At 71.6% G+C, this 13,567-nt stretch carries 13 protein-coding genes; 1 reads left to right on the top strand and 12 read right to left on the bottom strand.

Features of this window, described 5'->3' with window-relative positions; genetic code table 11:
• The 8 genes from pyrF to pyrR all read right to left on the bottom strand — a co-directional run.
• On the bottom strand, positions 1-677 hold a 677-nt coding region (pyrF, locus tag V7793_RS22235; RefSeq protein ID WP_336009180.1), incomplete at its 3' end, for an orotidine-5'-phosphate decarboxylase.
• Positions 674-1,792 (bottom strand): quinone-dependent dihydroorotate dehydrogenase, encoded by a 1,119-nt coding sequence (locus V7793_RS22230; RefSeq protein ID WP_336009178.1) that lies wholly within the window; start codon positions 1,790-1,792, stop codon positions 674-676. The genes pyrF and V7793_RS22230, both read right to left, overlap by 4 nt.
• Positions 1,793-1,888: 96 nt before the next feature.
• Positions 1,889-5,197 carry a carbamoyl-phosphate synthase large subunit gene (carB, locus tag V7793_RS22225; protein WP_336009175.1) on the bottom strand — a complete coding sequence of 1,103 codons (3,309 nt, stop codon included), beginning with the start codon at positions 5,195-5,197 and terminating at the stop codon, positions 1,889-1,891.
• The gene (gene carA, locus V7793_RS22220) at positions 5,190-6,332 is read right to left on the bottom strand and encodes a glutamine-hydrolyzing carbamoyl-phosphate synthase small subunit (protein ID WP_336009174.1); all 1,143 of its coding nucleotides are present in this window, start codon (positions 6,330-6,332) and stop codon (positions 5,190-5,192) included. Before carA ends, carB begins: the two co-directional genes overlap by 8 nt.
• Positions 6,329-6,901 (bottom strand): PH-like domain-containing protein, encoded by a 573-nt coding sequence (locus V7793_RS22215; protein ID WP_168092234.1) that lies wholly within the window; start codon positions 6,899-6,901, stop codon positions 6,329-6,331. Before V7793_RS22215 ends, carA begins: the two co-directional genes overlap by 4 nt.
• Complete coding sequence (locus V7793_RS22210; RefSeq protein ID WP_336009173.1) at positions 6,898-8,184, bottom strand: dihydroorotase; 1,287 nt, start codon at positions 8,182-8,184, stop codon at positions 6,898-6,900. Before V7793_RS22210 ends, V7793_RS22215 begins: the two co-directional genes overlap by 4 nt.
• Positions 8,184-9,170 carry an aspartate carbamoyltransferase catalytic subunit gene (locus tag V7793_RS22205; RefSeq protein WP_336009171.1) on the bottom strand — a complete coding sequence of 329 codons (987 nt, stop codon included), beginning with the start codon at positions 9,168-9,170 and terminating at the stop codon, positions 8,184-8,186. Before V7793_RS22205 ends, V7793_RS22210 begins: the two co-directional genes overlap by 1 nt.
• Positions 9,171-9,271: 101 nt before the next feature.
• Positions 9,272-9,862, bottom strand: a complete 591-nt coding sequence (gene pyrR, locus V7793_RS22200; RefSeq protein ID WP_336009169.1) for a bifunctional pyr operon transcriptional regulator/uracil phosphoribosyltransferase PyrR — start codon at positions 9,860-9,862, stop codon at positions 9,272-9,274.
• Positions 9,863-10,096: 234 nt separating this feature from the next.
• Here pyrR and bldD point away from each other — a divergent pair, with 234 nt between their 5' ends.
• Positions 10,097-10,597, top strand: coding sequence for a transcriptional regulator BldD (bldD, locus tag V7793_RS22195; RefSeq protein ID WP_004948690.1), 501 nt, complete (start codon positions 10,097-10,099; stop codon positions 10,595-10,597).
• 131 nt (positions 10,598-10,728) lie between these two features.
• Here the strand turns inward: bldD and nusB are convergent, their stop codons facing one another.
• The 4 genes from nusB to V7793_RS22175 all read right to left on the bottom strand — a co-directional run.
• A complete protein-coding gene (gene nusB, locus V7793_RS22190) occupies positions 10,729-11,163 on the bottom strand; it encodes a transcription antitermination factor NusB (protein ID WP_058045293.1) in 435 nt (144 codons plus the stop codon).
• Between the two features lie 2 nt (positions 11,164-11,165).
• Positions 11,166-11,732, bottom strand: a complete 567-nt coding sequence (efp, locus tag V7793_RS22185; RefSeq protein ID WP_058045292.1) for an elongation factor P — start codon at positions 11,730-11,732, stop codon at positions 11,166-11,168.
• 50 nt (positions 11,733-11,782) lie between these two features.
• Positions 11,783-12,889 (bottom strand): aminopeptidase P family protein, encoded by a 1,107-nt coding sequence (locus tag V7793_RS22180; RefSeq protein ID WP_336009161.1) that lies wholly within the window; start codon positions 12,887-12,889, stop codon positions 11,783-11,785.
• A gap of 95 nt (positions 12,890-12,984) precedes the next feature.
• Positions 12,985-13,567: AAA family ATPase (locus V7793_RS22175; protein WP_336009158.1), on the bottom strand; the 583-nt coding region annotated here is incomplete at its 5' end.

Raw genomic sequence — 13,567 nt, 5'->3', positions numbered from 1 at the left:
ATGCCGGGGGCCAGCAGCGGGCCGTTGATGTCCAGCTCCGCGCGCGCCGCGCCGAGCGAGCCGCCCAGGGTGGCGCCGACGACCGCGCCGTACGAGCCCATGGGCGTGGCGTCCGCGTTCTCCGCCCGCAGGTGGTCCAGCATGGTCGCGGCCACGCTCGCCCCGTCCGCGCGCACGGCGTGCTGCACCTCGGCGCCCTCCGGGTTCGAGGTGAGGGCCAGGACGAACACGCCGGTGCCGCTCTCGCGCGCCAGGTCCAGCGCGGGGCGCAGCGAGCCGTAGCCGAGGTAGGGGCTGACCGTCACGGCGTCGGAGAAGAGCGGCGAGGCCGGGTCCAGGTAGGTCGCGGCGTACGCGGCCATGGTGGAGCCGATGTCGCCGCGCTTGGCGTCCATCAGGACCAGCGCGCCGGCCTCGCGGGAGTCGGCGACGGCCTGCTCCAGGACGGCGATGCCGCGCGAGCCGAAGCGCTCGAAGAAGGCGGACTGCGGCTTGAGCACGGCGACGCGGTCGGCGAGCGCCTCCACCACGGTGCGGGTGAAGCGCTCCAGGCCGTCGATGTCGTCGCTCAGGCCCCAGTCGGCCAGCAGCGAGGCGTGCGGGTCGATGCCGACGCAGAGGGGACCGCGCCGGTCCATGGCGCGGCGCAGGCGCACGCCGAAGGGTTCGAGGGTCATGCGGCTGCCTTCTTCCGGGTCTCGGCGCCGACCGCCTCGGCGAGGGTGGCGTACGGGCTGGCCGCGAGCTTCTCGGCCAGGCCCCGGTGGATCCTGCGGCACCAGAACGGGCCCTCGTAGATGAAGGCGCTGTAGCCCTGGACGAGCGTGGCGCCCGCCAGGATCCGCTCCCAGGCGTCCTCGGCGGTCTCGATGCCCCCGACGCCCACCAGGGTGATCCGGTCGCCCACGCGGGCGTACAGACGGCTCAGGACCTCCAGCGAGCGGGCCTTGAGGGGGGCGCCGGACAGGCCGCCGGCCCCGATGGCCTCGACGGTGCGCTTCGGCGTCCGCAGGCCCAGGCCGTCGCGGGCGATCGTGGTGTTGGTGGCGATGATGCCGTCCAGGCCCAGCTCGACGGCCAGGTCGGCGACGGCGTCGACGTCCTCGTCGGCCAGGTCGGGGGCGATCTTCACCAGCAGCGGGACGCGGCGCGAGGTGACCGTGCGGTCGGCCGCCTCGCGGACGGCGGTCAGCAGCGGCCGCAGCGCCTCGGTGGCCTGCAGGTTGCGCAGCCCGGGCGTGTTGGGCGAGGAGACGTTGACGACGAGGTAGTCGGCGTGGGCGGCCAGGCGCTCGGTGGAGGTGACGTAGTCGGCGACGGCCTCGGCCTCCGGCACGATCTTCGTCTTGCCGATGTTGACGCCCACGGTCGTCCGGAAGACGGCCTTCCGGGCACCCAGGCGCTCGGCCACGGCCGCGGAGCCGTCGTTGTTGAACCCCATGCGGTTGACGAGCGCGCGGTCCGCCACGAGGCGGAAGAGGCGCTTCTTGGGGTTGCCGGGCTGCGGCTGGGCGGTGACGGTGCCGACCTCGATGTGATCGAAGCCGAGCATGCTCATGCCGTCGATGGCGGAGGCGTTCTTGTCGAAGCCGGCGGCGAGCCCGAAGGGGCCGTGCATGCGCAGGCCCAGCGCCTCGGTGCGCAGCTCCTTGTGGCGGGGGGCGAGGACGGCCGCGACGAAGGTGCGCAGGACCGGCACGCGGGCCGCGGCGCGGATCCAGGCGAAGGCGAGGTGGTGGGCCTTCTCGGGGTCCATCCGCTGGAAGATCAGTCGGAAGAAGAGGGAGTACATGGTGGAGCCGGGCCTTCCGCGAGCGGGACGGGCGAGAGGGAGGGGCCTGGGGACCGCCCGCCCGCCCCTGCGCGAGGGGCGGGCGGGCGGCACGGGTCAGGCGCGGGCGGCGGTCAGGTGCTCCGCGTGCTCCTGCAGGGAGCGCACGCCCACGTCGCCGCGGGTAAGCGCCTCGATGCCCTGGACGGCGGCCGCGAGGGCCTGGACCGTGGTCAGGCACGGGACCGCGCGGGCGACCGCGGCGGTGCGGATCTCATAGCCGTCGAGGCGGCCGCCGGTGCCGTACGGGGTGTTGACGATCAGGTCCACCTCACCGTCGTGGATGAGCTGGACGATCGTCTTCTCGCCGTTCGGGCCCTCGCCCTCGCTCTGCTTGCGCACGGCCGTGGCGTTGATGCCGTTGCGCTTGAGGACCTCGGCGGTGCCGGAGGTGGCCAGCAGCTCGAAGCCGTGGGCGACCAGCTCGCGGGCCGGGAAGATCATCGAGCGCTTGTCGCGGTTGGCGACCGACACGAACGCCCGTCCCTTGGTGGGCAGCGCGCCGTAGGCCCCGGCCTGCGACTTGGCGTAGGCGGTGCCGAAGACGCTATCGATGCCCATGACCTCGCCCGTCGAGCGCATCTCCGGGCCCAGGACGGTGTCCACGCCGCGGCCGGAGGCGTCGCGGAAGCGCGACCACGGCATCACGGCCTCCTTGACGGAGATCGGCGCGTCCAGCGGCAGCGTGCCGCCGTCGCCCTCCTTGGGCAGCATGCCCTCGGCGCGCAGCTCGGCGACGGTCGCGCCCAGCGAGATCCGGGCGGCGGCCTTGGCCAGCGGCACGGCGGTCGCCTTCGAGGTGAAGGGGACGGTGCGGGAGGCGCGCGGGTTGGCCTCCAGGACGTAGAGGATGTCCCCGGCCATGGCGAACTGGATGTTGATCAGTCCGCGCACGCCGACGCCCTTGGCGATGGCCTCGGTGGAGGCCCGCAGCCGCTTGATGTCGTGGCCGCCGAGGGTGATCGGGGGCAGGGCGCAGGCGGAGTCGCCGGAGTGGATGCCGGCCTCCTCGATGTGCTCCATGACGCCGCCGAGGTAGAGCTCGTGGCCGTCGTAGAGCGCGTCGACGTCGATCTCGATGGCGTCGTCGAGGAAGCGGTCGATGAGGACCGGGTGCTCGGAGATCAGGCCCGCGTGGCGCTCCAGGTACCCGCCGAGGGAGGGCTCGTCGTAGACGATCTCCATGCCGCGGCCGCCGAGCACGTAGGACGGGCGGACCATGACCGGGTAGCCGATCTCGGCGGCGATGCCCTTGGCCTCCTCGAAGGAGAAGGCGGTGCCGTACTTGGGGGCGGGCAGGCCGGCCTCGGTCAGCACGCGGCCGAAGGCGCCGCGCTCCTCGGCGAGGTCGATGGCCTCGGGCGAGGTGCCGACGATCGGCACGCCGTTGTCCTTGAGCGCCTGCGCCAGGCCCAGCGGGGTCTGGCCGCCGAGCTGGACGACGACGCCCGCGACGGGGCCGGCCTCCTGCTCGGCGTGGACGATCTCCAGGACATCCTCCAGTGTGAGCGGCTCGAAGTAGAGCCGGTCGGAGGTGTCGTAGTCGGTGGAGACGGTCTCGGGGTTGCAGTTGACCATCACGGTCTCGTAGCCGGCGTCGCTGAGCGCGAAGGAGGCGTGGACGCAGGAGTAGTCGAACTCGATGCCCTGGCCGATGCGGTTCGGGCCCGAGCCCAGGATGATCACCGCGGGCTTCTCGCGGGGCGCGACCTCGGACTCCTCGTCGTAGGAGGAGTAGAAGTACGGGGTCTTCGCCGCGAACTCGGCGGCGCAGGTGTCGACCGTCTTGTAGACCGGGCGGACGCCGAGGGCGTGGCGGACCTCGCGGACGACGTCCTCGCGCAGGCCGCGGATCGCGCCGATCTGGGCGTCGGAGAAGCCGTGCCGCTTGGCCTCGGCCAGCAGCTCGGGCTCCAGCTTCTCGGCGGCGGCCAGCTCGTCCGCGATCTCCTTGATCAGGAAGAGCTGGTCGACGAACCACGGGTCGATCTTCGTGGCGTCGAAGACCTCCTCCGGGGTGGCCCCGGCGCGGATGGCCGCCATGACCGTGTTGATGCGGCCGTCCGTGGGGACGACGGCCTTGGCCAGCAGCTCCGCCTTGTCGCCGGGCGCGGAGACGAAGTCGAACTGCGAGCCCTTCTTCTCCAGCGAGCGCAGGGCCTTCTGCAGCGCCTCGGTGAAGTTACGGCCGATGGCCATGGCCTCGCCCACCGACTTCATGGTGGTGGTGAGGGTGGCGTCGGCGGCCGGGAACTTCTCGAACGCGAAGCGGGGCGCCTTGACCACGACGTAGTCGAGCGTGGGCTCGAACGACGCCGGGGTCTTCTCGGTGATGTCGTTGGGGATCTCGTCCAGCGTGTAGCCGACGGCGAGCCTCGCTGCGATCTTGGCGATCGGGAAGCCGGTGGCCTTGGAGGCGAGCGCGGAGGAGCGCGAGACGCGCGGGTTCATCTCGATGACGATGACCCGGCCGTCGTCGGGGTTGACGGCGAACTGGATGTTGCAGCCGCCGGTGTCGACGCCGACCTCGCGGATGATCGCGATGCCGACGTCCCGCAGGATCTGGTACTCGCGGTCGGTCAGCGTCATCGCCGGGGCGACGGTGATGGAGTCGCCGGTGTGCACGCCCATCGGGTCGAAGTTCTCGATGGAGCAGACGACCACGACGTTGTCGCTCTTGTCGCGCATCAGCTCCAGCTCGTACTCCTTCCAGCCGAGGATGGACTCCTCCAGGAGCACCTCGGTGGTCGGGGAGAGCGTGAGGCCCTGGCCGGCGATGCGGCGCAGCTCGTCCTCGTTGTGCGCGAAGCCGGAGCCGGCGCCGCCCATGGTGAAGGAGGGGCGGACGACGACGGGGTAGCCGCCGAGCTCGTCGACGCCCGCGAGGACCTCGTCCATGGTGTGGCAGATGACCGAGCGGGCGGACTCGCCGTGGCCGATCTTGGCGTGGACGGCCTCGACGACGCCCTTGAACAGGTCGCGGTCCTCGCCCTTGTGGATGGCCTCGACGTTGGCGCCGATCAGCTCCACGCCGTACTTCTGCAGCACGCCGTTCTCGTGCATGGAGATCGCGGTGTTGAGCGCGGTCTGGCCGCCGAGGGTGGGCAGGAGAGCGTCGGGGCGCTCCTTGGCGATGATCTTCTCGACGAACTCGGGGGTGATCGGCTCGACGTAGGTGGCGTCGGCGATCTCCGGGTCGGTCATGATCGTGGCCGGGTTGGAGTTGACGAGGATGACCCGCAGGCCCTCGGACTTCAGCACGCGGCAGGCCTGGGTGCCGGAGTAGTCGAACTCCGCGGCCTGGCCGATGACGATCGGGCCGGAGCCGATGACCAGAACGGACTGGATGTCGGTGCGCTTAGGCACGCTGGCCCTCCATCAGGGAGACGAAGCGGTCGAACAGGTACGCGGCGTCGTGCGGTCCTGCGGCTGCCTCGGGGTGGTACTGGACGCTGAATGCCGGCTGGTCGAGCAGCTGGAGGCCTTCCACCACGTTGTCGTTCAGACACACGTGGGAGACCTCCACCCGGCCGTACGGCGTGTCGGTCGCCCGGTCGAGCGGGGCGTCGACGGCGAAGCCGTGGTTGTGCGCGGTGACCTCGACCTTGCCGGTCGTGCGGTCCTGCACGGGCTGGTTGATGCCCCGGTGGCCGTACTTCAGCTTGTACGTGCCGAAGCCGAGCGCGCGGCCGAGGATCTGGTTGCCGAAGCAGATGCCGAACAGCGGCGTCCTACGGGAGAGGACCTCGCGCATGACGGCGACGGGGTGGTCGGCGGTGGACGGGTCGCCCGGGCCGTTGGAGAAGAACACGCCGTCCGGGTTGACCGCGTAGACGTCCTCGGCGGTGGCCGTGGCCGGCAGCACGTGCACCTCGATGCCGCGCTCGGCCATCCGGTGCGGGGTCATGCCCTTGATGCCCAGGTCGACCGCGGCGACGGTGAACTTCTTCGCACCGATCGCGGGGACCACGTAGGTCTCCTTGGTGGCGACCTCGGCGGAGAGGTCGGCGCCCTTCATCTCGGGGGCCTGGCGCACCTCGGCGAGCATCGTGCCCTCGTCGGGCAGGGAGTGCCCGGAGAAGATGCCGACGCGCATGGCGCCGCGCTCGCGCAGGTGGCGGGTGAGGGCGCGGGTGTCGATGCCGCAGATGCCGACGACGCCCTGCTTGGCCAGCTCCTCGTCCAGGGAGCGGCGCGAGCGCCAGTTGGACGGGACGCGGGCGGGGTCGCGCACCACGTAGCCGGCGACCCAGATGCGCGCCGACTCGGGGTCCTCGTCGTTGACGCCGGTGTTGCCGACGTGCGGGGCGGTCATCACGACCACCTGGCGGTGGTACGAGGGGTCGGTCAGGGTCTCCTGGTAGCCGGTCATGCCGGTGGAGAACACGGCCTCGCCGAAGGTCTCCCCCACGGCCCCGTAGGCCCGGCCGCGGAAGATCCGGCCGTCCTCCAGGACGAGTACGGCGGGGATCTTGGCAGTCCCCCTGGTGGAGGTCGTCATCGTGCGCCTTCCGTGTCGCTGTTCAGGTGGTGCAGGTGGGTGAGGGCCTCGACCCATGCGGCGTGCTCGGCCGCCTGGTCGGAGCGGAAACCGGAATCGATCTCCCGGTCCCCGTGCACCCAGGTGATCACCAGCAGGCCGCCCTCGGTGAGGACCTTGCCGGCGATGCCCTTGTCGAGCCGGGCGCCGCGCACCCGGTCCGCGGGGATGAAGAAGTCCTGGGCGCCGGGGCGCACCGCGGTGACGCCCTGCTCCGTCAGGGTGAGCACGGCCCGGCTGCGGGTGCCGAGGCCGTGCGCGACGATGCGGTCGAGCCACTGGCCGGCCGTGGTGGAGCCGTGGTAGCGGCCCTCCATGGTGAGCGTGGGCTCACCCGCGTCGGCGGGCACGGCGGGCAGCTCGGGCAGGTCGCCCTGGAGCGCGCCGCGCCACTTCCAGCCCTCGCGCATCAGCCAGTAGACGAGCGCGATGAAGAGCAGCAGTCCCACGACCCAGCCGATGCGTGCGGCCCAGTCGGTGACCGCCTGCGACTTCTGCTCGTCCGCCGCCAGATTGATCAAAGGTGTCACGCCAGATTCCCGTCCACGACCGTTGCCCGGCCCCGCAGGAAGGTGTGGGTGACGCGACCCGGCAGCTCGCGGCCCTCGTAGGGGGTGTTGCGGCTGCGGGAGGCGAAGCCCGCGGGGTCCACGACACCACGGTAAGCGGAATCGACCAGGGTGAGGTTGGCGGGCTCACCGGCGGCGACGGGGCGGCCGTGCCCGGCGAGGCTGCCGATGGCGGCGGGCTTGAAGGACATGCGCTCGGCGACGCCGGCCCAGTCCAGCATCCCGGTCTCGACCATCGTGTGCTGGACGACGGACAGCGCGGTCTCCAGGCCCACCATGCCCATGGCGGCCGCGGCCCACTCGCAGTCCTTGTCCTCGTGCGGGTGCGGAGCGTGGTCGGTGGCGACGATGTCGATCGTGCCGTCGGCCAGGGCCTCGCGCAGCGCCATCACGTCACGCTCGGTGCGCAGCGGCGGGTTCACCTTGTAGACCGGGTTGTACGAGCGCACCAGCTCGTCGGTGAGGAGCAGGTGGTGCGGGGTGACCTCGGCGGTGACGTCGATGCCGCGCGACTTGGCCCAGCGGACGATCTCGACCGAGCCGGCGGTGGACAGGTGGCAGATGTGCACCCGGGAGCCGACGTGCTCGGCGAGGAGGACGTCACGGGCGATGACCGACTCCTCGGCGACGGCCGGCCAGCCGCCCAGTCCGAGCTCGGCGGAGACGACGCCCTCGTTCATCTGGGCGCCCTCGGTGAGGCGGGGCTCCTGCGCGTGCTGGGCGATGACGCCGCCGAAGGCCTTCACGTACTCCAGGGCACGGCGCATGATCACGGCGTCGTCGACGCACTTGCCGTCGTCGGAGAAGACGGTGACTCCGGCGGCGGAGTCGTGCATGGCGCCCAGTTCGGAGAGCTGCTTGCCCTCCAGGCCGACGGTGACGGCGCCGATGGGCTGCACGTCGCAGTAGCCGGATTCCTTGCCCAGGCGCCAGACCTGCTCGACGACGCCGGCGGTGTCGGCGACGGGGAAGGTGTTGGCCATGGCGAAGACGGCCGTGAAGCCGCCGCTCGCGGCGGCCCGGGTGCCGGTCAGGACCGTCTCGGAGTCCTCGCGGCCGGGCTCGCGCAGGTGGGTGTGGAGGTCGACCAGGCCGGGCAGCAGGATCTTGCCGTCGGCCTCGATCACCTGGGCGCCCTCGGCGCTCAGGCCGGTGCCGACCTCCGCGATCGTCTCGCCGTCGATCAGGACGTCCTGCGGCTCGCCGCCGAGGACCTTCGCACCGCGGATCAGGATCTTGGTCATTACTTGTTCTCCTCGGTGCGGGCGTTGTTCGTGGTGACGGCGGGCTCGGAGCCGCCCAGCAGCAGGTAGAGGACCGCCATCCGGGTGCTGACGCCGTTGGCGACCTGCTCGACGGCCGTGCAGCGGTCGGAGTCGGCGACCTCGGCGGTGATCTCCATGCCGCGGTTCATCGGGCCGGGGTGCATCACGACGGCGTGCTCGGGCATCTTCGCCATGCGGTCGCCGTCCAGGCCGTAGCGGCGGGCGTACTCGCGCTCGGTCGGGAAGAAGGCGGCGTTCATCCGCTCGCGCTGGACGCGCAGCATCATCACGGCGTCGGACTTCGGCAGCACGGCATCGAGGTCGTAGGAGACCTCGCAGGGCCAGCTCTCGACGCCGACCGGCACCAGCGTGGGCGGCGCGACCAGGGTGACCTCGGCGCCGAGGGTGGTCAGCAGGTGGACGTTGGAGCGGGCGACGCGGCTGTGCAGCACGTCGCCGACGATCGTGATCCGGCGCCCGGAGAGGTCCTGCCCGATCCCCGCGTCCCGGCCGACCAGGCGGCGGCGCACGGTGAAGGCGTCCAGCAGGGCCTGGGTGGGGTGCTCGTGGGTGCCGTCGCCGGCGTTGACGACGGCACCGTCGATCCAGCCCGAGTTCGCCAGCCGGTAGGGGGCGCCGGAGGCGTGGTGGCGGATGACGACGGCGTCGGCGCCCATCGCCTCCAGAGTCAGGGCGGTGTCCTTGAGGGACTCGCCCTTGGAGACCGAGGAGCCCTTGGCGGAGAAGTTGATGACGTCGGCGGAGAGGCGCTTGGCGGCGGCCTCGAAGGAGATGCGGGTGCGCGTCGAGTCCTCGAAGAAGAGGTTGACGACGGTGCGGCCGCGCAGGGTGGGCAGTTTCTTGATCGGCCGGTCGGCGACCCGGGCCATCTCCTCGGCGGTGTCGAGGATCAGGACGGCGTCGTCGCGGGTGAGGTCGGCGGCCGAGATGAGGTGGCGCTTCATCCGGGTGCTCCGTGTGTAGGAGGTGTGCGGGTACGCGGACGGGCGTGCGAGGACCAGGCGGTCACGGCCTCGCAGCGGCCGGGGTCCGGGAGGGGGGCTCGCTACTGCGCGTCGGCAGGGGTGGCCGCGCGCACGCCGAGCAGGACGCTGTCGCGCCCGTCCTCCTCGGTGAGCTGGACCTTGACCGTCTCCCGCAGCGACGTCGGGAGGTTCTTGCCGACATAGTCGGCACGGATGGGAAGTTCGCGGTGGCCGCGGTCGACGAGGACCGCGAGCTGGACGGCGCGCGGGCGCCCGATGTCGTTCAGGGCGTCCAGCGCGGCGCGGATCGTACGGCCGGAGAAGAGCACGTCGTCCACGAGGACCACCAGGCGGCCGTCGATGCCCTCGCCGGGGATCTCGGTGCGCGCGAGAGCGCGCGCCGGACGCAGCCGCAGGTCGTCGCGGTACATGGTGATGTCGAGGGAGCCGACGCGGGTCGCGCTGCCGGTGATCTCTTCGAGCTTGGCGGCCAGCCGGCGGGCGAGGAAGACGCCGCGCGTCGGAATGCCGAGGAGCACCACGTCATCGGCGCCCTTGGCGCGCTCGACGATCTCGTGGGCGATACGGGTCAGGACCCGGGCGATGTCCGGTGCTTCGAGCACGGGACGGGGGGCGGAGCCCATGGGGCTCGACTCAGGAATGGCGTCCATACGAAACGGACCTCCTTCTCCGCCTCACGGGACGGACATTAAAGGACGTCGGAATTACTCCCTCACCGTACCAGGCCCGCCATCGGATGCTCCCCGTCACCCCTACTGGAGGACGGTGTGGACCATTCGGCTTGACGAAGTCAGATTACGCTGCGTAACCTCACAGTGAGTTACCAGACACGCGGCAGTCGCAGAAGACGCCGTCGCACGTCGATATAGCGTCCGGGGAGCTTTATGTCCAGCGAATACGCCAAACAGCTCGGGGCCAAGCTCCGCGCCATCCGCACCCAGCAGGGCCTCTCCCTTCACGGCGTGGAGGAGAAGTCCCAGGGCCGCTGGAAGGCCGTCGTAGTGGGTTCGTACGAGCGCGGCGACCGTGCCGTGACCGTGCAGCGCCTGGCCGAGCTGGCCGACTTCTACGGGGTTCCCGTGCAGGAGCTGCTGCCCGGCACCACGCCGGGTGGCGCTGCCGAGCCGCCGCCGAAGCTGGTCCTGGACCTTGAGCGCCTGGCCCACGTGCCGGCCGAGAAGGCGGGCCCGCTCCAGCGTTACGCGGCGACCATCCAGAGCCAGCGCGGCGACTACAACGGCAAGGTCCTCTCGATCCGCCAGGACGACCTGCGGACCCTCGCCGTCATCTACGACCAGTCGCCCTCGGTGCTCACCGAGCAGCTGATCAGCTGGGGCGTGCTCGATGCGGATGCGCGCCGCGCGGTCCAGCACGAGGACGCCTGACGGCCGGTCCGGTCTTAAACAACCGACCACGACAAAACCGCCTGGGGCGGGAAACCTCCGGTTTCCCGCCCCAGGCGGTTTTGCTTTCGGGCGGCGGGCCCGGCTCGCAGGAGCCGGACGAGCCGGACCGCTTACTTCTCGTCGCGCCGGAGACCCGGCTTGAGCTCCTTGAAGCGGGCGAGCAGACCGTTGACGAAGGACGGCGACTCGTCGGTGGAGAACTCCTTGGCGAGCTGCACCGCCTCGTCGATCGCCACCGCGTCCGGGGTGCCGTCCTCCCAGATCAGCTCGTAGGCACCGAGCCGCACGATGTTCCGGTCCGCGACCGGCATGCGGTCCAGGTCCCAGTCGACCGCGTAGGTCGCGATCAGCTCGTCGATCCGGGCGACGTGCTCGGCGTACCCCTCGACCAGCTGCATCGTGTACTCGGTGACCGGCGGCTGACGGTCGTCGGACCGCGAGTGCCGGATCCAGTCCGCGAGCACGTTCTGCACGGTGATGCCGCGCTGGTCGGCCTCGAAGAGGATCTGGAAGGCGCGCTTACGGGCCTTGCTGCGGGCAGCCACGGTTAGCTGTTCACCCGGCCGAGGTAATCGCCGGTGCGCGTGTCGACCTTGATCTTCTCGCCGGTGGTGACGAAGAGCGGGACCTGGATCTCGTAGCCCGTCTCCAGCTTGGCGGGCTTGGTGCCACCGGTGGAGCGGTCGCCCTGGACGCCCGGGTCGGTGTGCTCGATGACCAGCTCGACGGCGGCCGGCAGCTCGACGTAGAGCACCTCGCCCTCGTGCGTGGCCACGGTGGCCTCGAAGCCCTCGATCAGGAAGTTCGCGGCGTCGCCGACGGCCTTCCGGTCGATCATCAGCTGGTCGTAGTCCTTCATGTCCATGAAGACGAAGTACTCGCCGTCCATGTACGAGAACTGCATGTCGCGGCGGTCGACGGTGGCCGTCTCGACCTTCACGCCGGCGTTGAAGGTCTTGTCGACGACCTTGCCGGAGAGCACGTTCTTCAGCTTCGTACGGACGAAGGCGGGGCCCTTGCCGGGCTTGACGTGCTGGAACTCGACGACGGACCAGAGCTGGCCCCCGTCGAGCTTGAGCACCATGCCGTTCTTGAGGTCGTTCGTGGATGCCACGGTTGCGGTATCTCCTGGACTGGTGGAACCAGAAAGTGCGGTGCGCCCGGCTAGAGCGCGAGCAGCTCTTTGGTCGTAATGGTGAGTAGCTCGGGTCCGCCGTCCGCCTCGGGGCGGACGACGAGCGTGTCATCGATCCGGACGCCGCCGCGGCCCGGGAGGTGTACCCCGGGATCTACGGTGACCGGCACGCAAGCGTCCAGTTTACCCATTGCCGAAGGTGTCAGCCGAGGGTCCTCGTCGTTTTCGAGTCCCACGCCGTGTCCGATCCGCGGTCCGACGCGATCACCGTGGCCCGCGGCCTCCAGCACCACCCGCGCCGCGCGGTCCACCTCCCGGCAGGGCGTGCCCGGCGCGAGCGCCTCCCGGCCGGCCCGCTGAGCGGCGAACACCTGGTCGTAGAGCTCGATCTGCCAGTCCGCCGGGCTGGTGCCGATCACGAAGGTCCGCCCGATCTCGCTGCGGTAGCCGCGGTAGTCCGCACCGACGCACACGCTCAGGAAATCGCCCTCCTCCACACGGCGGTCGCTCGGCAGGTGCCCGGCCAGACCCGAGTTCGGCCCGGTGCCGACGGAGGTGGGGAACGCCGGACCCGTGGCGCCGTGGTCGACCAGCCGCCGCTCCAGCTCCAGCGCGAGGTGCCGCTCGGTGCGCCCGACCAGGATCGACTCCAGCAGCTCCCCCAGGGCCTGGTCGGCGATCTCCGCGGCGATGCGCAGGGAGGAGATCTCCTCGTCGTCCTTGACCAGCCGCTGCTGCTCCACGGCGGGGCCCAGGTCCGTCAGGCGCAGCCGGGGCGCGACGGACTGCAGGGCGCGGTGGCGGGAGACCGTCAGGTGGTGCTCCTCCACGGCCAGCGAGCCGGCCCCGGCGGCCGCGGCCCGCTCGGCGCCGGCGACGGCCGGGTCACCGTCGGCCCCGTCCAGCACGACGACGCGCAGGTCCTCCGCGGGCCGGGTGAGGGCAGGGGTGCCGCAGGGGTCGCAGGGGCACAGGAGGACGTCCTGGCCGGGGCACACGAGCAGCGCCGCCCCGGCCGGGGCGATGCCGGCCAGATAGCGGACGTTGGCGTTCCCGGAGACCAGGGCGGCCTCGCTCCCGGCCGCGTGACAGCGCTCGCGCAGCCGGGCGCGGCGTGCCGCGTACACCTCGGACATGTCTCCGAGCGTACGGCCGGGCTCCGCGGGCGGCCGTCCCAGCGCGTCCGACCGGGCAGCGGCGCCCGCGTCCGCCGAGCCGGGCGCCGGGCCCGTCAGCAGCCGGGCGGGCCGGCCAGCGAGCGGGCGACGACCTCGTCGAGGAGACGGGCGGTGGTGGTGACGTCCTGCTGGGAGTTGTCGATGATGGGCAGGCCCGAGCCGTACCAGCCGGCCATCCGGCCGTGGATGCGGGCGACCTCCTCGTCGCCGAGGCGGCGGTTGCCCGTGCGCTCGGCGTTGCGCTCCAGGACGACCTCCAGGCCCGGGAGCAGGACGACGGGCAGCAGGCCCGGGCCCACGTGGCGCTTCCAGCCGCCCAGGCCGACGGCGGGCCGGTCGGGGAAGACGGCGTCGTCGAGGATGCAGGAGATGCCGTTGGCGAGGAAGTTGCGCGCGGCGAAGCCGCAGGTGCGGCGGGCCAGGCGGTACTGCGCCTCGGAGTGGTCGTTCCAGCCGGACTGCGGGTCGGCGAAGCCGGAGCGCACCCACTCGCGGACGTCGTCGAGGCTGACGTGGGCGGTGGGCACGCGGCGGGTGTCCGCCCAGTGCCGGGCCACGGTGGTCTTCCCGGCGCCGGCCGGGCCGATGAGGAGCACGGCGACGGCGGCGTGCGCGGGATCGACGGGCTGCGCGGCG

It is taken from the genome of Streptomyces sp. KLMMK (genome assembly GCF_036961605.1).
GTDB lineage: Bacteria > Actinomycetota > Actinomycetes > Streptomycetales > Streptomycetaceae > Streptomyces > Streptomyces telluris.
Note: the sequence above shows the minus strand (reverse complement) of the source record. Positions and strands in the feature narration are given on the sequence as shown.

Excerpts from the sequence above, each read along its gene's own strand:
- V7793_RS22230 (WP_336009178.1), bottom strand. The coding sequence starts at position 1,792 with ATGTACTCCCTCTTCTTCCGACTGATCTTCCAGCGGATGGACCCCGAG.
- carA (WP_336009174.1), bottom strand. The coding sequence starts at position 6,332 with ATGACGACCTCCACCAGGGGGACTGCCAAGATCCCCGCCGTACTCGTC.
- V7793_RS22210 (WP_336009173.1), bottom strand. The coding sequence starts at position 8,184 with ATGACCAAGATCCTGATCCGCGGTGCGAAGGTCCTCGGCGGCGAGCCG.
- V7793_RS22205 (WP_336009171.1), bottom strand. The coding sequence starts at position 9,170 with ATGAAGCGCCACCTCATCTCGGCCGCCGACCTCACCCGCGACGACGCC.
- pyrR (WP_336009169.1), bottom strand. The coding sequence starts at position 9,862 with ATGGACGCCATTCCTGAGTCGAGCCCCATGGGCTCCGCCCCCCGTCCC.
- bldD (WP_004948690.1), top strand. The coding sequence starts at position 10,097 with ATGTCCAGCGAATACGCCAAACAGCTCGGGGCCAAGCTCCGCGCCATC.
- V7793_RS22180 (WP_336009161.1), bottom strand. The coding sequence starts at position 12,889 with ATGTCCGAGGTGTACGCGGCACGCCGCGCCCGGCTGCGCGAGCGCTGT.